Below are 19,992 nucleotides of genomic sequence, written 5' to 3' on the forward strand. Positions count from 1 at the left end.
TTTGGGCGGCGCGTGGCGTCTCTGGTCATTGGCGTTTCGCTTGCGCCCACGCGCAAATTTGGCCGAGTCTGAGCCGTTCGTACTCCGATTCGTCTTGGCTCAAGACGGTCGCTTACTAGGGTGCGAATGAAAGTGCGCCGCCCTTTTTTCATCCGGGTGGCGCGTGACTTTCAAGTCTTGCCGTGCAACTCACGCCAACGCGCACTTCAGGGCGACGTGCCGCAACTGTCTTCAAATCGCTCTGGATCGCGACGCTCGCTTAATAGCGCGGCAAACGAAGAAGCGCCCTTCTTAATTCGGGCGGCGCGTGATCTCCGGAGTCTTACCGTTCAACTGATGCCTACGCGCAGTTCAGTGCGACGTGCCGCAACTGTCTTGGAAATCATCTGGATCGAGACGCTCGCTTAAATAGCGCGGCAAACAAAAATGCGCTCTTCGATCGAGGGCGCGTGTTCTTGAAGTCTTGCCGTCCAACTGACTCCAACGCGAAGTTCAGCGCGACGTGCCGGGATTGAATTGGAATCGCTCTGGATCAAGACGCTCACATACTGCGGCGGCAAACAAAAGCGCGCCGCCCTTTCGATCGGGGCGGCGCGTGATCTTCAAGTGTTGCCGTTCAACGGACGCCAACGCTCAGTTCAGCACGACGTGTCGTAACTGTACTCGGAACGGCGCTGACCCAAGACGCCCGCAGCAAAGAGGTGGAAAAAAAACGCGCCGTCCCGTGCTGCGGTCAGCGCGCTCTTCGCCCCCTCGCCCGTCAACCAAGCCCCACGCGCAAATCCAGCACATCGCGCGCAATCGCAAGATACCGATCCGCCGTGCTTTGCAGCGTCAGTCCTTGCAGCGGGCGCGTGGCGCGCGGCTGCGAGAGCGCATCGAGAAGCGCGCGGCCGTAGGCGGCGATGTCGCTCGTATCGAGCAGTTGCACGCCCGGGAAACCGCCCGCGAACGCGAACGACGCAATGCTGTTGCCCACCACTGGAATGCCCGACGCGAGCGCCTCCAGAAAGCCGATGCTGTGCGCTTCGAAGCTCGACGGCATGGCGAACACGCTCGACGCCCGCAGAATCTGCGCGACGTTTTGCTGCGGTCCCTGAATCGACACGCGATCCTTCAGCCCCAACTGCGCGACGCGCTCGACCACCGCCGCGTGATAGTCGAGGTTTTCGACGACGCCGCATAGCAGGAGCCGCGCATCGCGATCGGCGCAGGCGACGTGCGCGAACGCTTCGACCGTCTGCAGCTGATTCTTCTCGGGAATATAGCGGCCGACCTGCACGATCTGCTTATGCGCGACGGGCACGCGCGGCCCGGCATCGTCGGCGAAGCGCGAGACATCGACGCCGTTCGGCACCACGATCATCGACGGATGCAGGCCGATCTCCTTCACATAGTCGTCGATGTTCTTCTGCGATACGCCGATCACCGCCTTCGCGCGATTCGACAGCAGGCGCTCGGCGCGCATCAGCGCGGCATTGGCGAAGTCGTTCGCGCCCGAGTGCATGACCCAGACGATCGGCACGCGCGTCGGCAACGCGCGCACGTAAAGCGCCGGAATGGTCGCGTGCGCAAAGATGATGTCGGGCTTGAACGACCGGATCGCGCGATGCAGAAAGAGCAGCCGGCCCAGCTTCGTCGGATTCTTCGCCGGGAAGACGCACGAAACGCCGTGCGCGCGCAACTCTGCGCTAATGTGCCTGAAATCGTCGTGCTCGGGCATCAGCGAGGCGATCGAGACGCTATGTCCCGCGCGCTGATGACCGATCGCGACGCCCTTGGCGAGAACTTCCGCCCCCGAAAGGCGAGGCGCCAGTATGACCTGGAGAATTCGCATGCGTGCAGTCCCTCGGTGGTCCGAAGTGCGTTCGGGGCCACGTCTGCCCACGGTTGCGTGGCGTCCGTTGCTGCTTGCCCCACGCTGTCTCGCGTGGTTCGCGCAGCCGCGCACTTCCTGTTTTTATGGTTTTTAGGTCGGAGAAAAAACGGCCGTGCGCATCGAACTATCGCTCGATGACACGTCGATCAAGGTACTCCTCGGCCCGCATGGCACATCGGCCATCTCGTAGTCTTTTTCGGTCGCTGCGGAGTTCAATGGCTGCGGTATGAGGCGGCGCGCACATGGCGCGAAGGGATACAACCGAAAAGCGAAGGAAGGAAAGACACGCTGACGGCGCGCATTGCACGCGCCGCGATTCATCCGGCTTTTAATTGCTGCCGTCTTTCGGGCACTTCAGGTTGCACCCGTCGGGGTCGCCGTTGTCGCCACGGCGGCGCATCGCGGACGTGCCGCGCTGATACTTGTCGGACGGCGCGGAGGCGGCGAACGGCATCTGCGGATGCTCGTTGATGCGGAAGTTCTCCTGCAGCACGCCGCCAGGAATGCCCGGCGAGTTTTGCGCGAATGCTGCGGGAGTGAGATAAACGGCGCCGGCGACGAGCGCGGCGGACAGTGAAGCGAGCAACGTGAATTTCATGGCGATTTCGCGCGTCGAAGGCGCGTCTGGAACGAGAAGAAAACGCTGAAACGAAAAACCGAAGCCGCTAGGTTAACGCAATTCGCCGCGGCGGGCGGTTTCGACGGGAGAGATTCGTCTTACCGTCCGTTTCGCGTCTCGAGCGAATTCAGCCGTGAAGCCCCTCCTCGACTTCCAAGAGCGTCCCGCAGCGTTGCGGATCGTAGCCGCCCAGATGCGCCACGCTATCGCTGAATGCCGCGCTGCGCAGCACGCCGAGGACACTCACGAGCCTCGCTTCGGTGAGCCGCGCACGTTCGCAGGCGAAGAAATAGTCCTCGTCGATGACCGGAATGAAATCAAGTCCGAAGTGCTGCGCCGCGGGTTTCACGCCGAAGCCCAGGTCGGCCATGCCGCTCGCGACGAACGCCGCGATTGCCGAATGCGTGAGCTCCGTCGACGCATAGCCATTGATTTCGTCCGGATCGACGCCCACGCCGCGCAGCGACAGGTCGAGCAGCATGCGCGTGCCGGACCCGGGCTGCCGGTTCACGAAACGCACGTCGTTGCGCGCCAGATCGCGCAAGCCGCTGATCTGCTTCGGGTTGCCCTTCGGCAGAAAGAGTCCCTGCGTGCGCCGCGTCAGGCGAATCAGCTGATGCTTCTTCGGATCGAGATACGGTCGATAGATCTCCGCGCACGTCGAACGGAACTTGCCGATAGGCAAGTGAAATCCGGCGAGCTCGCATTCGCTGCGCGCGAGCGCCCTCACCGCTTCCGCGCTTTCGCGGTACTTGATATCGACCGGCACGCGCCGTTCGCCGAGCGCGCGAACGAGCGTGGCGACCGCGTAGCCGTGCGATGCGTGAATGCGCAGGTTCGATACTTCGCCCGCGAGCCGGCGATTCAGTTCGTCGGCGACATCGGTGGCGACTGCCTGCAACGGCGCTTCGAGGCGATCGCCGCACAGACGCTGCGCGCGCAAAACCGACTCGCCGAGTTCCGACAGCACCGATCCGCGCCCGCGTGATTTCGTGATGAGCGCGCCACCGAGCCGCGCCTCGATTTCACGCAGCAGACCCCATGCATGGCGATAGGACAAACCCTTAGCGCTCGCCGCGTTGGCGATGCTGCCCGTCTGCGCCACGAGCTGCAACAGCGGGACAACCGCGCTGAGACTGGTTTCGCGGCCATCGGGGTCGCGCAGGATCAGTTCGGCGCGGCATTCGACGTCAACCATATGCATTGTCCTTTCCTATTGCCAAGATATATCACGACGCCTATTGTTGCTTCACGGGCTCGGCGCCCCGATTATACGACTGATATATGCACCGATAAAACATATGCCGAGCCCCGGAGGAGCCCCATGACGCAACCGCAGCTGTCCGCCGCCGAAGCAGACGAACTCGTGCGCCGTCACGCCGTGCAAGGCGCGACATTGATGACGATCCTGCACGCCATTCAGGACGAAACCGGCTTCGTGCCGGCCGAAGTCGTCGCGCCGCTCGCTCGCACGTTATCGCTTTCGCGCGCCGAAGTGCATGGCACGATCACCTACTATCATCACTTCCGTTCCGCGCCGCCCGCGCGCGTGACCGTGCAGCTATGCCGCGCGGAAGCGTGCCGCAGCATGGGGACGGAGGCGCTGAAGGATCACATCGAAGGGCACACGGGCTGCCGTTTCGACAGCGGCCATGCAGAGGACACGGAACTCGAATCCGTGTATTGCCTCGGCCAGTGCGCGCTCTCGCCCGCCATCACCATCAACGGCGAGCTTTACGCGAAGGTGACGCCGCACAAATTCGATCGCCTGTACGACGCGGCCAAGCAAAGCAGCGAGGTGACGGCATGACGCGCATCTATGTTCCCTGCGACTCGTCGGCGCTCGCGCTCGGAGCCGATCGCATCGCGAAGGCGATTGCGACCGAAGCAGCGCAACGCGGCATCGACGTGCAGATCGTGCGCAACGGCTCGCGCGGGCTCTTGTATCTGGAACCGCTCGTCGAAGTGGAGACGGCGCAAGGACGCATCGGCTACGCGAACGTCGAAGAAGACGAGATCGCGGCGCTTTTCGATGCGGGCTTCCACGAAGGCGGCGCGCACGAGAAGCACGTCGGCGTCGTCGACGAGATTCCGTATTTGAAGAAACAGCAGCGGCTGACGTTCGCGCGCATCGGCATCACGGACCCGCTCTCTATCGACGACTACGTGTCGCTCGGCGGCCTGCAAGGTCTGCGCAACGTGCTCGAGATGAACGGCGACGCGGTGTGCGAGGCGCTCGTCGATTCCGGACTGCGCGGGCGCGGCGGCGCGGCGTTCCCGGCCGGCATCAAATGGAAGACGGTGCGCGCGGCGCTGGCCGATCAGAAGTACGTCGTCTGCAATGCGGACGAAGGCGACTCCGGCACGTTCTCCGACCGGCTCGTCATGGAAAGCGATCCGTACATGCTGATCGAAGGCATGATCATCGCGGGCGTCGCGACCGGCGCTACCAAAGGTTATATCTACGTCCGCAGCGAGTATCCGCATTCGATCGCGACGCTCAATCGCGCGATCGATAACGCGCGCGAAGCCGGATGGCTCGGCGCGAGCGTGCTCGGCACGTCGCACGCGTTCGAGCTCTACGTGGCCAAAGGCGCGGGCTCGTATGTCTGCGGCGAGGAAACGGCGCTGCTCGAATCGCTCGAAGGCAAGCGCGGCGTCGTGCGCGCGAAGCCGCCGGTGCCGGCGCTCACCGGTTTGTACGGCAAGCCGACCGTCATCAACAACGTGATTACGCTCGCCACCGTGCCGATCATCTTCGCGAAAGGCGCGGCGTTCTATCGCGACTACGGCATGGGCCGCTCGCGCGGCACGCTGCCCTTCCAGCTCGCGGGCAACGTGAAGCAAGGCGGGCTCGTCGAACTCGCGTTCGGCGTGACGCTGCGCGAACTCATCCGCGATTTCGGCGGCGGCACGGCGAGCGGCCGGCCGGCGCGCGCGGTGCAAGTGGGCGGCCCGCTCGGCACGTATCTGCCGGAAAGCCAGTGGGACATTCCGCTCGACTACGAAGAGTATGCGAAGGTCGGCGCGGTGGTCGGCCACGGCGGCCTCGTGATTCACGACGACACCTCGAATCTCGCCGAACTCGCGCAATACGCGATGCGCTTCTGCGCGATCGAATCGTGCGGCAAGTGCACGCCGTGCCGCATCGGTTCGACGCGCGGCGAGGAAGTCATCGCGAAGATCCGCGAAGGCGATACGTCGGTCAAGCAGATCACGCTGTTGCGCGAACTGTGCGACACCATGATCGGCGGCTCGCTCTGCGCGATGGGCGGCATGACGCCGTTCCCGGTGCTCTCCGCGCTCGATCATTTCCCCGAAGACTTCGGCCTGCCCCGCACGCCTGCACGGAAAGCGGCATAAAAGTACGGAGACACAGAACATGTCCAACACCATCAACGGCTGCGGTTCGGGCAACTGCGCGTGCAAGAGCGCGGCATCGGTGCAACGCCGCGATCCGTTCGACGAGACCGACTACGGCACGCCGCTGCGCCACGCCGACATCGACGTGACGCTCGACATCGACGGCCAGTCGGTCACGGTGCCCGCCGGCACGTCCGTGATGCGCGCCGCGATCGAAGCGGGCGTCAACGTGCCGAAGCTCTGCGCCACCGATTCGCTGGAACCGTGGGGCTCGTGCCGGCTGTGCCTCGTCGAGATCGAAGGCAAGCGCGGCTATCCGGCGTCCTGCACGACGCCTGTCGAAGCGGGCATGAAAGTCCGCACGCAAAGCGACAAGCTGCAACTGCTGCGGCGTAACGTGATGGAGCTCTACATCTCCGATCACCCGCTCGATTGCCTCACCTGCCCCGCCAACGGCGACTGCGAATTGCAGGACATGGCGGGCGTGGTCGGCCTGCGCGAAGTGCGCTACGGCTACGAAGGCGCGAACCATCTGAAGGACAAGAAGGACGAGTCGAACCCGTACTTCACCTACGATCCGTCGAAGTGCATCGTCTGCAATCGCTGCGTGCGCGCGTGCGAGGAAACGCAGGGCACGTTCGCGCTGACCATCGCCGGACGCGGTTTCGAATCGCGCGTGGCGGCAAGCGAGAACGTGCCGTTCATGGAATCGGAATGCGTGTCGTGCGGCGCGTGCGTCGCCGCGTGCCCGACCGCGACGCTGCAGGAAAAGAGCGTCATCATGCTCGGCCAGGCGGAGCATTCGGTCGTGACGACCTGCGCGTACTGCGGCGTCGGCTGCTCGCTGAAGGCGGAGATGAAGGGCAACACCGTCGTGCGCATGACGCCGAACAAGAACGGTCAGGCGAACGAAGGCCACGCGTGCGTCAAGGGCCGCTTCGCATGGGGCTATGCGACGCACAAGGACCGCATCACGAAGCCGATGATCCGCGCGAAGATCACCGATCCGTGGCGCGAAGTGTCGTGGGACGAAGCGATCAGCTATGCGGCGAGCGAATTCCGCCGCATTCAGGACAAGTACGGACGCGATTCGATCGGCGGGATCACGTCGTCGCGCTGCACGAACGAAGAAACGTATCTCGTGCAAAAGCTCGTACGCGCCGCGTTCGGCAATAACAACGTCGATACCTGCGCGCGCGTCTGCCATTCGCCAACCGGCTACGGTCTCAAGACGACGCTCGGCGAATCCGCCGGCACGCAGACGTTCGCATCCATCGAGAAGTCGGACGTGATCGTGGTGATGGGCGCGAACCCGACCGACGGCCATCCGGTCTTCGCCTCGCGCCTGAAGCGTCGCGTGCGCGAGGGTGCGACGCTGATCGTGATCGATCCGCGCCGCATCGATATCGTCGATACGCCGCACGTGAAGGCGTCGCATCATCTGGCGCTGCGCCCGGGAACGAACGTCGCGATGGTCAACGCGCTCGCGCATGTGATCGTCACCGACGGCTTGCTCAACGAGGCGTTCATCGCGCAACGCTGCGAGCCGCGCGCGTTCCAGCAATGGCGCGACTTCGTCGCGCTCGAAGAAAACTCGCCCGAGGCGACGGAAGCGGTCACCGGCGTGCCCGCGCAGCAAGTGCGCGAAGCCGCGCGTATCTACGCGACCGGCGGCAACGCGGCGATCTACTACGGGCTCGGCGTGACCGAGCACGCGCAGGGCTCGACCACCGTGATGGGCATCGCGAACCTCGCGATGGCGACGGCCAACGTCGGCCGCGAAGGCGTCGGCGTGAATCCGCTGCGCGGCCAGAACAACGTGCAGGGCTCGTGCGACATGGGCTCGTTCCCGCACGAGTTGCCGGGCTATCGCCATATCGGCGATGCCGCGACGCGCGCGCTCTTCGAAGAAGCATGGAACGTGACGCTGCAACCGGAGCCGGGCCTGCGCATCCCGAACATGTTCGATGCCGCCACGCACGGCACCTTCATGGGGCTCTATTGCCAGGGCGAGGACATCGTTCAGTCGGACCCGAACACGCAGCATGTCGCGGGCGCGCTGTCGGCCATGGAATGCATCGTCGTGCAGGACATCTTCCTGAACGAGACCGCGAAGTACGCGCACGTGCTCTTGCCGGGCTCGACGTTCCTCGAAAAGGACGGCACCTTCACCAACGCGGAGCGTCGCATTTCGCGCGTGCGCAAGGTGATGCCGCCGCTCGCGGGCTACTCGGACTGGGAAGTGACGATTCTGCTTTCCCGCGCGCTCGGCTACGAGATGAACTACACGCATCCGTCCGAAATCATGGACGAGATCGCGCGCCTCACGCCGACCTTCCACGGCGTCTCGTACGAAAAGCTCGACGAGATGGGCAGCATTCAGTGGCCGTGCAACGAAAAAGCGCCCGACGGCACGCCGACGATGCATATCGACGAGTTCGTGCGCGGCAAGGGACGCTTCGTCATCACGAAGTTCGTGCCGACGCCGGAGAAGGTCACGCGCAAGTACCCGCTTTTGCTGACGACGGGGCGCATTCTGTCCCAGTACAACGTCGGCGCGCAGACGCGGCGCACCGAAAATTCGCGCTGGCACGACGAGGACCGTCTGGAGATTCATCCGCACGACGCCGAGGATCGTGGCATCAAGACGGGCGACTGGGTCGGCATCGAGTCCCGCGCCGGGCAGACGGTGCTGCGCGCGAAGATCACCGACCGCATGCAGCCGGGCGTCGTCTATACGACGTTCCACTTCCCGGAATCGGGCGCGAACGTCATCACCACCGAGTCGTCCGACTGGGCGACGAATTGCCCCGAGTACAAGGTCACGGCGGTGCAGGTGATGCCGGTGGAGCAGCCGTCGCAATGGCAGAAGGACTACTCGCGCTTCAACACGCAGCAGCTCGAACTGCTCAACATGCGCAGTCTCGCGACCACTTCAGGGAAATGACACATGGACGTGGATAATCTGATCGAGATGGCGAACCGCATCGGCGAGTTTTTCGACTCGATGCCGGATCACGCCGAAGCCGTCGATGGCGTGGCGGATCATATCCGCCGCTTCTGGGAACCGCGCATGCGCGTGGCGATCCTGACCGCGCTGGATAACCCGGAGGCAAGCGCCTCGATGGAGCCGATCCTGCGCGAGGCGCTCACGCTCCACAAGGCGGATCTTCAGCCGAAGGCGACGACCGCCTGACACCGCGCTTTCAGGATATTCGGGCTCTCTGTAGTGCCCATTGCGCCCCGGCAGCATCGGGGCGTTTTCTTTTGTCGATCACCGCTCAGTCTTCGGCGTACTCGCCCGCCGCGCGCTTGCCGCTTTCCGGACGCTCGGCGCCGAACCACGTTTCGCAATGACGCAGGAGCGCCTGCGTATCCGCCGGCACGCGCCCGCGCGCCGCGATATAGCCGTCCGGCCGCACGAGGTAGAACGCCGGGCGCGTGCGGCCGTAGTGATCGGTGAGCGACTGAGCGTCGTCGCCGCTCGTATCCGTGATGCGCCAGACGCGCACCGCGTCCGAAAAAATCGCCTCGATGGACTGCACGAGGCCGTCCAGATTGCTGTCGCGCATCGCATGCGCCACGGTGATGGTCGCGGGCGCCAGCGCGATGTCGTCCTCGCCCGTCGGATTGACGAGCAGGAAGAGCGAGAAGCAGCCGGGATCGTGCAGATCGTACAGACAGCCGACGCCCGGCAGACGCCCGAGCGGGCCATCGACGACATGCACGCGCGCATCCGGCGCGCGCTCGCCCGCGCGCGGGCCGCCATCCAGCGCCCGTTCGAGCGTGAGCGGGCTCTTGCGATAGTTGATCGACAGTTCGCTCACCGTGCGGCGCATCGCGTCGCGCAGCGGGCCGATAGCCGCGAGCGCGGGCATCACGTGCTCGCGCATCAGCTTCATCGGGCCGTGTCCGGCTTCCGCCAATTGCGTGAGCATGCTGGTCTGACGCAGCACGTCGCGCTCGATCGGATGCCGCTCCGCGTAGTACGTGTCGAGCAGGCGGTCGGACGCGCCGCCCGCGAGCAGCCGCGCGATCTTCCAGCCGATGTTGAACGCTTCCTGAATGCCCGTGTTCATGCCCTGCGCGCCGGCCGGGCTGTGCACGTGCGCGGCATCGCCCGCGAGAAAGATGCGTTGCACGCGCAGCCGGTCGACCATGCGGCTGTTCACGCGGAAATATGACGACCACGCGAGGTCCCACAGCTTCACGCGATGATGCACGCGCCGCTCGACGAGCGCGCGGCATTCGTCGAGATCGGGACCGCTCTTCGGCGCGTCGGCGGCGGGAGCTGGCTCGTGTGTCGCTTGGGTCGCGTGGGTCGCGTGCGTCGCGAGATCGGCGATGAGACGCGCGCGACCGCCGCCCATCGGAAAGAGCGCGGCCAGCCCTTCTTGCGACGCGAAGATGTGGAACTCGTCGTCGGGCCAGTCGTAATCGGCCTGAACGTCGGCGAGCAGGAACGTCTGGTCGAAGGTCTTGCCCTCGAAGCCCACGTCGAGCCTGTGCCGCACGATGCTATGCGCGCCGTCCGCCGCGATCATGTACGACGGGCGCAGCGTTTCTTCGCGTCCGCCGGGATGCCGCAGCGTCGCCTGAATGCCTGCCGAGCCCTGCGTGAAATCGGTCAGCGCCACGCCGCGCTCGACCTTCACGCCCGATTCGGCGAGATGCTCGGCGAGCAGCCGCTCAGTCTCGCATTGCGGCAGAAAGAGCAGATACGGATAGCGCGTTTGCAGCGGATCGAAGTCGAGCCGCGCGAGGCGCTGGCCGTTGGAATAGAGATTGGCGACGCGCGCCCGATGCCCGAGTTCGAGAAACGGCTCCACCGTGCGATGCTGCTCGAAGAGTTCGAGCGTGCGTGCCTGAATGCCGATGGCGCGCGAATACGGCGAAGGCTGCGGCGCCTGGTCGATGAGGCGCACCGGAACGTGGGCGCGCGAGAGGCTCATCGCGGCGGCGAGGCCCGTGGGTCCGGCGCCGACGATCAGCACCGGCGCGACGTCGAGCATGTCGTTCGAATTCGGCTTGCGCGTGAACATGCACGGAATCTCCGGCAGGTTTTTGGCGGGTTTTTGTCTCCGGCTAGTGTACGCCGGCTTGCCTGCGGCGGTTCGCGCTCCGACGGTTCAACGCTGGTGCAGGACGCACTCGGAGGCGCTGTCCGTCACGTCCACCTGCACGGTGGCGTGATGCATCGCGTGATCGCGCCGCAACGTGGCCACGACGCCCTGCATGAAGGCATCGCCCGGATGGCCCTGCGGCATGACGAGGTGCACGGTCAGCGCGTTTTCCGTCGTCGAGAGCGCCCAGACGTGCAGGTCGTGCACGCCGCGCACGCCCGGCAGCCCCGACAGATAGCCGCGAATGCGCGCCGTGTCGACGCCGGGCGGCACGGCCGCGAGCGCGAGACGCATCGCATCCCGGCCGAGTCCCCAGGTGCCGTACAGAATGACCGCCACCACGATGATGCTCATCACCGGGTCGAGCCAGTTCCAGCCCGTGTAGAGGATGACGAGCCCGCTCACCGCGACGGCGGCGGAGATGGCGGCATCGGCGGCCATGTGCATGAACGCGCCCCGCACGTTCAGGTCTTCCTTGCTCCCGCGCATGAAGAGCCACGCAGAAAAGCCGTTCACGACGAGCCCGACCAGCGCGACGATGAACACGTCCAGCCCCGCCACGGGCGCCGGGTTCAGAAGGCGCTGAATGGCTTCGAGGATGATCGCGCCGCACGCGAGCAAGAGCAGCGCGGCATTGGCGAGCGAAGCGAGAATCGACGAGCTGCCGAGCCCGAACGTGTAGCGCGCGCTCGGCCGGCGCGTGCCGAGCCATACCGCGCCCCACGCGAGCAACAGACCGAGCACGTCGGACAGGTTGTGGCCGGCGTCGGCGAGCAGCGCGGTCGAATGCGCGAGCAGACCGTACACCGCCTGCACGACGACGATCAGCAGGTTCAGCCCGACCGCGAGCGCGAACGTGCGCCCCTGCCCGGCCTGCGGCGCGTGATGGTGATGATGATGTCCGCCCGGCCCGTGGCTGTGGCCTTCGTGCGCGGCGTGATGGTCGTGCGCGTGGTGATCGTGGTGATCGTGGTGATCGTGTTCGTGATGCGTATGCGTGCTCATGAGCGTGACGGTGTTCGAGTCGGTGTCAGTTGATGTCGGTTGCGTCGGACTGCGGCTCGGCGACGTGTTCTAGCAGTTCCGCCAGCATGCCGCTGATGTGCCGGTCCGCGGCCACGTAGAACACCTGCTTGCCCTGCCGCTCGGCCCGCACGATCCGCGCCGCGCGCAACAAACGCAAATGGTGACTCACCAGCGACCCCGACAGGCCGAGCGATTCGGCAATGGAGCCGACCGCGCGCTTCTGCTCGACGCACGCCAGCACGATGCGCAGGCGCGTCGGGTCGCCGAGCAGACGGAACAGGTCGGCGAGCGGGACGACGCGATCATCGGAAGTCGCGCCGCCGAGCGCGAATGGAGGCGAGGCCAACGGAGTCATCAACATATGAATAGGTGTTCACATGTTAGTTACCATCGTCGCCACATGTCAACAGAAGAATCCGGAGCGGCGCTTTCCAGTGTGGGAAAATGCGGGGTTTGCAAAAATTCTCCGTCATGGACACCGTATTTGCCCGCGGCTTCGCGGCCCATCGTGACGGCCGCCTGACCGAAGCGGAACGCGACTATCAAGCCGCGCTCGCCGCCGAACCCTCCCACGTCGAAGCGTTGCACTACCTCGGCGTGCTGCGCCATCAACAGGGGCAGCACGAAGAGGCCGCGGCGCTCGTCGCGCGCGCCGTCGATCTGCGCCCGACGGACGCCGCCTTGCAGCTCAATCTCGGCAACGCGCTGAAGGCGCTCGGGCGTCTGGACGACGCCATCGAACGCTTTCGCAACGCGCTCACGCTCGCGCCCGGTTTCGCGCTCGCGCAATACAACCTCGGCAACGCGTACGCGGCGCTCGGCCGCCACGAAGACGCCGCCGATGCCTTCGAAAAAGCGCTGCGCGCGCAACCGAACGATCCGGCGGCGTGGAACAACTTCGGCAACGCGCTGGCGGCGCTGTCGCGCCACGAGGACGCCGCGCGCGCGTTTCGCCGCGCGCTCGCCCTGCGCCCCCGACACGCCGGCGCGCACAACAACCTCGGCATGGCGCTGAACGCGCTCGGCGATCCGCTCGGCGCGATCGCGCACTTTCGCGCGGCCATCGACGCCGAGCCGGACTACGTCGCCGCGCACTTCAATCTCGGCAATCTGCTCGATTCGCGCGGCCATCCCGAAGAAGCGCTGCCCTCGCTAGAGAAGACAGTGCGCTTGCAGCCGCGCTTCGCGCCGGGGCACTTCGGGCTCGGACACGCCCTCGCCAAGCTGAACCGTCACGACGAAGCCGTGCAGTGTTACGAGCGCGCGGTCGGCCTCGATCCGAAATACGCGGTCGCGTGGCTGTGTCTCGGCAATTCGCATCTCGCGCTCGCCGCGCACGCCGCCGCGATCCGCGCGTTCGATCAGGCGTTGCGGCTCGATGCCGAGATGCCCGCCGCGCATCTGAATCGCGGGCTCGCGCTCCTCTCCACCGGCGACTACGAACGCGGCCTGCCCGAATACGAATGGCGTCTGAAGACGCCCGGCAGCGAAAACGCGCCGCCGCTGCCGCGCTGGAAGGGCGAGCCGCTTCCTGGCTGCACGCTGCTCGTGCGCGCGGAGCAAGGCTTCGGCGACACGCTGCAGTTCGTGCGCTTCGCGGCGTATGCGGCGAAGCGCGTCGGCAAGCTGGTGCTGGAAGTGCAGCCCGCGCTCGTGCCGCTTCTGGCACCGGCCGCGCATGCGGCGCGCATCGAACTGAGAAGCCGCGCCGATGCCCCGTTCACATCCGCCGATGCCTTCTGCCCGCTCCTGAGCCTGCCGCTCGCGCTCGGCGTCACGTCGCCGGACGCGCTTCCCGCGCGCACGCCGTATCTCGTCATGCCCGCCGATTACCGCCGCAAATGGCGCGGCTCGCTCGGCGGTCAGGCGAAGCGCAAGATCGGCATCGCGTGGTCCGGGCGGTTGCAGCCCGGCGAGACGCGCTCGGCGCCCGTCGAGGCGCTCGCGCCGCTTTTCGCGCTGGAAGGCATCGACTGGATCGTGCTTCAGCCGTTTCTCACCGAAGACGAACGCGCGGTGCTGCTCGCGCATCCGCAAGCGAAGTCGATTCATCGCTTCGAAGGAAGGCTCGAAAACTTCGCCGATACGGGCGCGATCGTCGACCGGCTCGATGCGGTCGTCAGCGTAGATACATCGGTCGCGCATCTGGCGGGCGCGCTCGGCAAACCGGTATGGGTGATGCTGCCGTTCGCGGCCGACTGGCGCTGGGGCGTCGATGGCGAACGCAGCGCGTGGTATCCGAACGCGCGACTCGTGCGGCAGCGCGCGCCGGGCGACTGGCAAGGCGTGGTCGCGCAAGTCGCGGCCGCATTGCGCGGCTGATTTGCGTCGCGCCAATAAAAAACGCCTCGCGTCAGACGGACGCGAGGCGTTCTACGCAGAAGGTTCCGAACGAAGTCAGGCTGTCTTGTACTGGTTGCGCGCCTCGGACGAGCGATACAGCACGAGCGTCGCGATCAGTCCGCACACGGCGGCAAGCCCCATCCACAGACCCGGCGCGGCCTTGTTGCCGGTCGCGTGAATCAGATACGTCGAGATGGCGGGCGTGAAGCCGCCGATGGTCGTCGCGAGGCTGTAGGCCATCGAGAAGCCGGTGGTGCGTACTTCGACCGGCATGACTTCGGTGAGCGCCACGACCATCGCGCCGTTATAGCTGCCGTACAGGAACGAGAGCCACAGTTCGACCATCAGAAGGCGCGCGAACGACGGGTCCGCGACCAGCCACTGCACCGCCGGATACGACGTGAGAATCGTCGCGATGGTGAAGAAGAGCAGCACCGGACGGCGGCCGATGCGGTCGGACAACGCGCCCATCACCGGCAGCCATACGAGGTTCGAAAGACCGACACACACGGTGACGACGAGAGCATCGATGGCGGACAGCTTCAGCACTTCCTTGCCGAAGGTCGGCGTGTACGCGGTGATCATGTAGAACGACACCGTCGTCATGATGACCATGCCCATGCCGGCGATGACGATCGGCCAGTTCTGCATGATGGAGCGCGCGATCTGGCCCATGTCCGGGCGATGCTTTCTCGCGAGGAACTCGTCCGTCTCACGCAGCGAGCGGCGGATGATGAAGAGGAACGGCACGATCAGGCAGCCGATCAGGAACGGCACGCGCCAGCCCCACGCGCCCATTTGCTCGGGCGGCAGCGCGCGGTTCATGATGACGCCGATGAGCGCCGCGAACACGACCGCCACCTGCTGGCTGCCGGACTGCCACGAGCAATAGAATCCCTTGTTGCCCTTGGTCGCGATTTCGGACAGATACACCGACACGCCGCCCAGTTCCACGCCCGCCGAGAAGCCTTGCAGCAGCCGCCCGCCGAGCACGACGATCGGCGCGAGCGCGCCGATCGTCGCGTAGCCCGGCACGAGCGCGACGCATGCGGTGCCGATCGCCATCAGCGTCAGCGTGAGAATGAGGCCCTTGCGCCGGCCATGATGGTCGATGTACGCGCCGAGCACGATCGCGCCGACGGGGCGCATCAAGAAGCCCGCGCCGAAGACGGACAATGCAAGCATGAGCGAAGCGAAATCGCTGCCGCTCGGAAAGTACGTTTTGGCGATGGCCGAGGCGTAGTAGCCATAAACCATGAAGTCGTACATTTCAAGGAAGTTTCCGCTGACGACGCGAAAGACCGTCTTGAACTTCGATTCATTGGCGGGTGCAACGTGGGTCGTGGACATGAACTTTCTCGAATCTTGGCGAGAGCGCGGCATAAGGCCGCGAATCCCGATTTCTTAGGGTTAACCCGTTACATTATTTGTAAGAGTGGGTCTACCGGAATCTTAACGCCTGCACACGCGTTGCTGCACGAAGTTCGCGTAATTTCCGTCTATTAGCATTAATTTCGCCTTACTGTTTGCCGACTATATGCCTACACCTACTCCATTGAACCTTCGTGAAGCCGGCGTCGACGATACGGAACTGATTGCATCGATTCACACGCGAAGCTGGGCGTCGGCGTATCGCGGCATGCTTCCGGACGCTTACCTCGACGATGCATTGCCTCTCGAACGAGCGAAACAGTGGCAGACGCGAATTAAGGACATCGCGGGCGGCGCGGGATGCGTGCTGATCGCCGAGTCGAATGGCGAGCCTGCCGGCTTCGTATGCGTCGAAACGCCGGACGCAACCGGCAGCGCGCTGATCGACAATCTGCACGCGTTGCCGGCGTTTCGCGGCTGCGGCGTGGGCAGCGTCCTGCTCGATGCCGCCGCCGCGTGGGCGCGAGCGCGCGGCGCGCGTCAAATGCATCTGTCGGTGCTGGAAGCCAACACGGCCGCCATCGGCTTCTATGAATCGCGCGGCTGGACGCGCTCGGGACGCGAGGACGACAAGCTGGGCGGTGTCGATGTCGTCTGTCTTCGATACGTTCGCCCATTTGCCTGACGGCTCGCAACCACAGCCACCCTCATTCGTCAATCAGCGGTCCTATAAAAATTCGTCTTTCGGAGTAATCCTGTCGCATGGCGCGCGGGCGTTTCGTATGATCGCGGGTCATCTTCGGCTTTGCCGCAGGACGCGTCCGAAGCCCGTTCATCGCCGGGCGCGACGCACTCCGGGCCTCAACGCGGCCCGGTCCCGCGTGCTGCCGCATGCGGCCCCATGCTTCTGGAATCTCCATGACCGAACCTCTGATCGCCATCGAAGGCAAGCTGCGCCTGCCGCCGCTGCGCCCCCTCGCCGATCCGTCGCTGACGTTCGGTCGCGAGTGGTCGCCCGTGCCTACGCGTCCCGTTCGATCGGACTCCGAAGTTCCGATCAGCGCGGCGCGCTTCGAGACCGCTTATGTCGAAGCAGCGCGTTTGTCGGACGCGAGCTCGCCGTATCGCGCGGCCACCTTGTGGGGCGTGTTCTCCGAAGGCCAGATTCGCCGGAAGATGCTGCAACTGATGCAGGGTGCGGAACCGTCGGCGGCCCAGGGCAACGAAGCGCCAGCCGGCGCGGCGCCCATTCCGATCGCGGTCAGCGCGCCGGCGGTGGAGCCCAACCGCGCAGCCGCTTCGCATAAGCCGCTTCGCACGGTCATCGCCATTGCGTGCGCCGCGTTGATCGCGTGGCTGCTCTTCGGGTACCAACACCGTCCGGCAAGCGACGAACCGGCGGCGCTCGCATCGGCGGCTCCGGTTCAATCGACGCCGCCCGCAATGGTGGAAACGACGCCCATCGTCGCGCAGGCGGCCTCCGGCGTCGAGGCCAAGGTCGTTGCCGGGGATCCGGTGCCTGCGAGCGCGGTTCAGGCGGCATCGCACGTGGTTATCAGCGCCGCGCAAACCGGCGCGAGCACCATCGGGGTTCGCCACTCGGGCATGAAGTGGCGCAGCGTCGCCCGCGTCGCCTCGCCCTCGCTCTCGCCGGTCAAGGCGTCGCGTCGGCAAGCGCACACGCGCGTGATGGCGTCGGCGGCGCAGGGCAAACGATCGTTCCACGTTGCGACGGCGCAGGGCACACAGACGGTCGCGCGATCCGTTGAGCCGCGCTACGCCGCATCGGCCAGCCGGAAAAGCGTGACAAGCCCGACCAACGCCATGAACGTCGAGGCGCTCTACGCCGTGCTCCAGCACTCGCCGACGCTCGACAGCAACGCCGTGTCGCGAGCGGACCACCGTTCCGCCGACGCCCCCACGAACTAGATCAGGACGGCCCGCGCCGCCCGCCAACCTTATCGGCATCACGCCAACATGAAGCACTCACGTTTTATCCGTACCGCGACGCTCGTTGTCGCTCTGTCTGTCCTCGGCGCCTTTGCCAGCGCATTCGCCGGGTCCATCGCAAAAGCCGCGCAAGCGTCGCCCGCGCCGCTGGCCGCCGAGGACTTGTCGAACGTGAAAGCGGACGGTTCCGCGCCCACCGCCGGCAATCTGGCCGAATTGCAAGAGCTCGTGCAGGCGGGCAGCGTCACGGAATTGCGCGCCACGCGTAACGCGAGCTACGGCGCGAAGCTCTACTTCCTGCCAAAAGACATGGTTTATTACGTCGCGCTTCAGCAGGAAACGCAGTTGTGGCGCGTCGTCAAGACACAGGACGAAAGCCGCGCTGAAGCGCTCTACGCGCAGTTCGCGCGCAAGAGCTACGAACTCGCGGACGGCGAAATTCGCCGCACGCAGTTGCAGGCGCAGACGGCGCTGCTCGAACGCGTGATCGCGGTGTCGTCGAACCGGGCGAGCCGCTTGTCCGCAGACCTCGCGCTCGCGCAACAGCAGGACTCGCAGGTGTCGGAGCGTCAGCAGAAGCTGCAAGCGGAATCGGCCGCACTGCAAACCGACAAGCTCGAAGCGGAACGCAAGCTGCACGCGTTGCAGCAGCAAGTGGAGCAGCTTCAGCGCGCGACCGAGGCCGGTCTGACGTCCGCGCCGCCAACACCGCTGCGCTAATCGCAAGCAAAAAAGCACAAGGCCCGCTCAGACGCAGCGGGCCTTGTGCTTTTTGCACGCGAGAAACCGCGCCTAGAACCGCGTTTCGCGCGCCACGCGCAGGAACGTATCGAGAAGCGGCGTGCAATCGAGCAGTTCGTCGCCGCCCGCGCGATGAAACTCCGGGTGCCACTGCACGCCGACCACGAACGGCGCCTTGCGATAACGCACCGCCTCGATGATCCCGTCCGACGACGACACGGCCTCGATGTTCAGATCGCGGCCGAGCGTTCGCACGGCCTGATGGTGGATCGAATTGACGATTGCTTCGCGCTGATTCGGGAACATGTTGACGAGCGACGATCCGTCCGGAAACCGGATGGAGTGCCGATGCTGGTCGTAATGCTCGTTGACGTGGATGCCCGCGGTCGGGACGTCGGTGGCGATGTCGCCGTAGAGCGTGCCGCCGAACGCCACGTTGATCAGCTGACAGCCACGGCAGACGCCGAGCACCGGCTTGCCCGATTCGACGAACTCGTGCAGCAGTTCCAGTTCGTACATGTCGCGCACGCGGTCGCCGGGCCATTCCGGGCGCGTGGTCACTTCCTCGTACGACTGCGGCGAGACGTCCGCGCCGCCTTGCAGCAGCAAGCCGTCGAGATGTTTCGCGTAGTCACGCAGGCGGATATTGCTCGGATGCAGCATGCCCTGATGACCGACCGTCGGAATCATGAACACCAGCACGTCGCGCGACATGACCCAGTGCGCGATGGATTCCTCGAGATACTGCAACGTCTTGCCGCGCAAGCCCTTCGCGCCCGGCTCAGGATGAAAGATGCGCGCCGAGACGCCGATGCGCAGCGTGCGTTGCGTGATGCGCTGCCCGGCCCGGTCGAAGATCTGGCGCGCCCGCGCCGCGACGATGCGGCCGAACACCGACCACGCCGAATCGGACTGCTTCAAATAGGCGGGCTGAGGCGCCGTCGTCTCCGCGGTGGACTGCGGCGGAATGGGCGGCGGATTGAATTTGCCGAAATCCGGCGCGGCGTTGAATTCCGGGGGCAGGCCGGCGGCGGGCCGCGAAAGCGCGGCTTCGGCCTGGACTTCCGCCTCGGCCTCCAATGCGGCCTCGGCTTGGAGCACGGCTTCGGCCTGCGTGCTTTGCGCCTCGGCTTCGGTGGCGGCTTCGAGGTTCTGCGCGAGGCTCGTCTTGGCGTCGACACGTTCGGCGCGTGCCGGACTTGCCGGACTTGCCGCGCTCGCCGGATTTGCCGCGCGAGCCGCGGCTTCCTGCGCGGCGGTCGCGCTCGCGACGTGGGCGCGCGCATCGCGGGCGGTTTGCTGCGCCTCTTCGCGCCGCGCCGCGTTGCGGTCCACGGGCTCGACGGTGGACGCGCTCGAAGGCGCATCCGTCGATGCCCGCGCGCTCGCCTGCGCAGCGGCGGATGTGTCCGCGCCCCGCGACGCCGCCGCGTTGGAAATGTCGTTGTTGCCGGTGATGCCCGAGTCGTTCGACGTGTTCTTTTCGCTCATCCCGATTTCAGGCGCACAAAAGCGCCACTAGGAGAATGGAGAGGCTTCGATTATCCGCCCATCGAACCGGGCGAAGCAAACCAGCA

Annotated in this window: 16 protein-coding genes; 8 read left to right on the forward strand and 8 right to left on the reverse strand. The window is 65.5% G+C overall.

Going from position 1 to position 19,992, the window contains the following annotated elements:
- Positions 1 to 760: 760 nt before the first annotated feature.
- The 3 genes from NCR34_RS10360 to NCR34_RS10370 all read right to left on the reverse strand — a co-directional run bounded on the left by NCR34_RS10360 (position 761) and on the right by NCR34_RS10370 (position 3,696).
- Entirely contained in the window at positions 761 to 1,837 is a 1,077-nt protein-coding gene (locus tag NCR34_RS10360) for a glycosyltransferase family 4 protein (RefSeq protein ID WP_248320309.1), read from the reverse strand.
- Positions 1,838 to 2,207: 370 nt separating this feature from the next.
- Positions 2,208 to 2,477 (reverse strand): hypothetical protein, encoded by a 270-nt coding sequence (locus NCR34_RS10365; protein WP_248320310.1) that lies wholly within the window; start codon positions 2,475 to 2,477, stop codon positions 2,208 to 2,210.
- 148 nt (positions 2,478 to 2,625) lie between these two features.
- Positions 2,626 to 3,696 carry a substrate-binding domain-containing protein gene (locus NCR34_RS10370; protein WP_248320311.1) on the reverse strand — a complete coding sequence of 357 codons (1,071 nt, stop codon included), beginning with the start codon at positions 3,694 to 3,696 and terminating at the stop codon, positions 2,626 to 2,628.
- A gap of 126 nt (positions 3,697 to 3,822) precedes the next feature.
- On the opposite strand from NCR34_RS10370, the gene NCR34_RS10375 reads away from it, so the two are divergent.
- From NCR34_RS10375 to NCR34_RS10390, 4 genes are read left to right on the forward strand one after another with little or no spacing between them, the layout of a single operon-like run.
- Complete coding sequence (locus tag NCR34_RS10375; RefSeq protein WP_248320312.1) at positions 3,823 to 4,308, forward strand: NAD(P)H-dependent oxidoreductase subunit E; 486 nt, start codon at positions 3,823 to 3,825, stop codon at positions 4,306 to 4,308.
- Complete coding sequence (locus NCR34_RS10380; RefSeq protein ID WP_248320313.1) at positions 4,305 to 5,861, forward strand: formate dehydrogenase beta subunit; 1,557 nt, start codon at positions 4,305 to 4,307, stop codon at positions 5,859 to 5,861. Before NCR34_RS10375 ends, NCR34_RS10380 begins: the two co-directional genes overlap by 4 nt.
- Before the next feature lie 19 nt (positions 5,862 to 5,880).
- Positions 5,881 to 8,808, forward strand: a complete 2,928-nt coding sequence (gene fdhF, locus NCR34_RS10385) for a formate dehydrogenase subunit alpha (RefSeq protein WP_248320314.1) — start codon at positions 5,881 to 5,883, stop codon at positions 8,806 to 8,808.
- A 3-nt stretch (positions 8,809 to 8,811) separates the two neighbouring features.
- Positions 8,812 to 9,057: a formate dehydrogenase subunit delta gene (locus NCR34_RS10390; RefSeq protein WP_248320315.1), complete on the forward strand. Its 246-nt coding sequence runs from the start codon at positions 8,812 to 8,814 to the stop codon at positions 9,055 to 9,057.
- A gap of 85 nt (positions 9,058 to 9,142) precedes the next feature.
- Here NCR34_RS10390 and NCR34_RS10395 read toward each other — a convergent pair whose 3' ends face one another.
- From NCR34_RS10395 to NCR34_RS10405, 3 genes are all read right to left on the reverse strand, one after another.
- Entirely contained in the window at positions 9,143 to 10,903 is a 1,761-nt protein-coding gene (locus NCR34_RS10395; RefSeq protein ID WP_250499791.1) for an FAD-dependent monooxygenase, read from the reverse strand.
- Positions 10,904 to 10,990: 87 nt separating this feature from the next.
- The gene (locus NCR34_RS10400) at positions 10,991 to 11,989 is read right to left on the reverse strand and encodes a cation diffusion facilitator family transporter (protein WP_248320317.1); all 999 of its coding nucleotides are present in this window, start codon (positions 11,987 to 11,989) and stop codon (positions 10,991 to 10,993) included.
- 25 nt (positions 11,990 to 12,014) lie between these two features.
- Entirely contained in the window at positions 12,015 to 12,365 is a 351-nt protein-coding gene (locus NCR34_RS10405) for an ArsR/SmtB family transcription factor (RefSeq protein WP_248320318.1), read from the reverse strand.
- A 116-nt stretch (positions 12,366 to 12,481) separates the two neighbouring features.
- On the opposite strand from NCR34_RS10405, the gene NCR34_RS10410 reads away from it, so the two are divergent.
- Positions 12,482 to 14,332 (forward strand): tetratricopeptide repeat protein, encoded by a 1,851-nt coding sequence (locus tag NCR34_RS10410; protein ID WP_248320319.1) that lies wholly within the window; start codon positions 12,482 to 12,484, stop codon positions 14,330 to 14,332.
- A 75-nt stretch (positions 14,333 to 14,407) separates the two neighbouring features.
- Here NCR34_RS10410 and NCR34_RS10415 read toward each other — a convergent pair whose 3' ends face one another.
- Entirely contained in the window at positions 14,408 to 15,703 is a 1,296-nt protein-coding gene (locus NCR34_RS10415; RefSeq protein ID WP_248320320.1) for an MFS transporter, read from the reverse strand.
- Positions 15,704 to 15,890: 187 nt separating this feature from the next.
- Between NCR34_RS10415 and NCR34_RS10420 the strand changes: the two genes are divergently transcribed.
- From NCR34_RS10420 to NCR34_RS10430, 3 genes are all read left to right on the forward strand, one after another.
- Complete coding sequence (locus tag NCR34_RS10420) at positions 15,891 to 16,409, forward strand: GNAT family N-acetyltransferase (RefSeq protein ID WP_250499792.1); 519 nt, start codon at positions 15,891 to 15,893, stop codon at positions 16,407 to 16,409.
- Between the two features lie 233 nt (positions 16,410 to 16,642).
- Positions 16,643 to 17,653 (forward strand): hypothetical protein, encoded by a 1,011-nt coding sequence (locus NCR34_RS10425; RefSeq protein WP_250499793.1) that lies wholly within the window; start codon positions 16,643 to 16,645, stop codon positions 17,651 to 17,653.
- A 48-nt stretch (positions 17,654 to 17,701) separates the two neighbouring features.
- Entirely contained in the window at positions 17,702 to 18,394 is a 693-nt protein-coding gene (locus NCR34_RS10430) for a DUF2968 domain-containing protein (RefSeq protein ID WP_248320323.1), read from the forward strand.
- Positions 18,395 to 18,466: 72 nt separating this feature from the next.
- On the opposite strand, the gene NCR34_RS10435 is transcribed toward NCR34_RS10430, so the two are convergent.
- Positions 18,467 to 19,906 (reverse strand): gamma-glutamyl-gamma-aminobutyrate hydrolase family protein, encoded by a 1,440-nt coding sequence (locus NCR34_RS10435; RefSeq protein ID WP_248320324.1) that lies wholly within the window; start codon positions 19,904 to 19,906, stop codon positions 18,467 to 18,469.
- Positions 19,907 to 19,992 lie beyond the last annotated feature (86 nt).

The sequence above is a fragment of the Caballeronia sp. GAWG1-5s-s genome, assembly GCF_023631445.1.
Lineage (GTDB): Bacteria > Pseudomonadota > Gammaproteobacteria > Burkholderiales > Burkholderiaceae > Caballeronia.

Excerpts from the sequence above, each read along its gene's own strand:
- fdhF (WP_248320314.1), top strand. The coding sequence starts at position 5,881 with ATGTCCAACACCATCAACGGCTGCGGTTCGGGCAACTGCGCGTGCAAG.
- NCR34_RS10375 (WP_248320312.1), top strand. The coding sequence starts at position 3,823 with ATGACGCAACCGCAGCTGTCCGCCGCCGAAGCAGACGAACTCGTGCGC.
- NCR34_RS10435 (WP_248320324.1), bottom strand. The coding sequence starts at position 19,906 with ATGAGCGAAAAGAACACGTCGAACGACTCGGGCATCACCGGCAACAAC.
- NCR34_RS10425 (WP_250499793.1), top strand. The coding sequence starts at position 16,643 with ATGACCGAACCTCTGATCGCCATCGAAGGCAAGCTGCGCCTGCCGCCG.
- NCR34_RS10415 (WP_248320320.1), bottom strand. The coding sequence starts at position 15,703 with ATGTCCACGACCCACGTTGCACCCGCCAATGAATCGAAGTTCAAGACG.
- NCR34_RS10400 (WP_248320317.1), bottom strand. The coding sequence starts at position 11,989 with ATGAGCACGCATACGCATCACGAACACGATCACCACGATCACCACGAT.
- NCR34_RS10430 (WP_248320323.1), top strand. The coding sequence starts at position 17,702 with ATGAAGCACTCACGTTTTATCCGTACCGCGACGCTCGTTGTCGCTCTG.
- NCR34_RS10395 (WP_250499791.1), bottom strand. The coding sequence starts at position 10,903 with ATGTTCACGCGCAAGCCGAATTCGAACGACATGCTCGACGTCGCGCCG.
- NCR34_RS10410 (WP_248320319.1), top strand. The coding sequence starts at position 12,482 with ATGGACACCGTATTTGCCCGCGGCTTCGCGGCCCATCGTGACGGCCGC.
- NCR34_RS10365 (WP_248320310.1), bottom strand. The coding sequence starts at position 2,477 with ATGAAATTCACGTTGCTCGCTTCACTGTCCGCCGCGCTCGTCGCCGGC.
- NCR34_RS10420 (WP_250499792.1), top strand. The coding sequence starts at position 15,891 with ATGCCTACACCTACTCCATTGAACCTTCGTGAAGCCGGCGTCGACGAT.
- NCR34_RS10390 (WP_248320315.1), top strand. The coding sequence starts at position 8,812 with ATGGACGTGGATAATCTGATCGAGATGGCGAACCGCATCGGCGAGTTT.
- NCR34_RS10370 (WP_248320311.1), bottom strand. The coding sequence starts at position 3,696 with ATGGTTGACGTCGAATGCCGCGCCGAACTGATCCTGCGCGACCCCGAT.
- NCR34_RS10360 (WP_248320309.1), bottom strand. The coding sequence starts at position 1,837 with ATGCGAATTCTCCAGGTCATACTGGCGCCTCGCCTTTCGGGGGCGGAA.
- NCR34_RS10405 (WP_248320318.1), bottom strand. The coding sequence starts at position 12,365 with ATGACTCCGTTGGCCTCGCCTCCATTCGCGCTCGGCGGCGCGACTTCC.
- NCR34_RS10380 (WP_248320313.1), top strand. The coding sequence starts at position 4,305 with ATGACGCGCATCTATGTTCCCTGCGACTCGTCGGCGCTCGCGCTCGGA.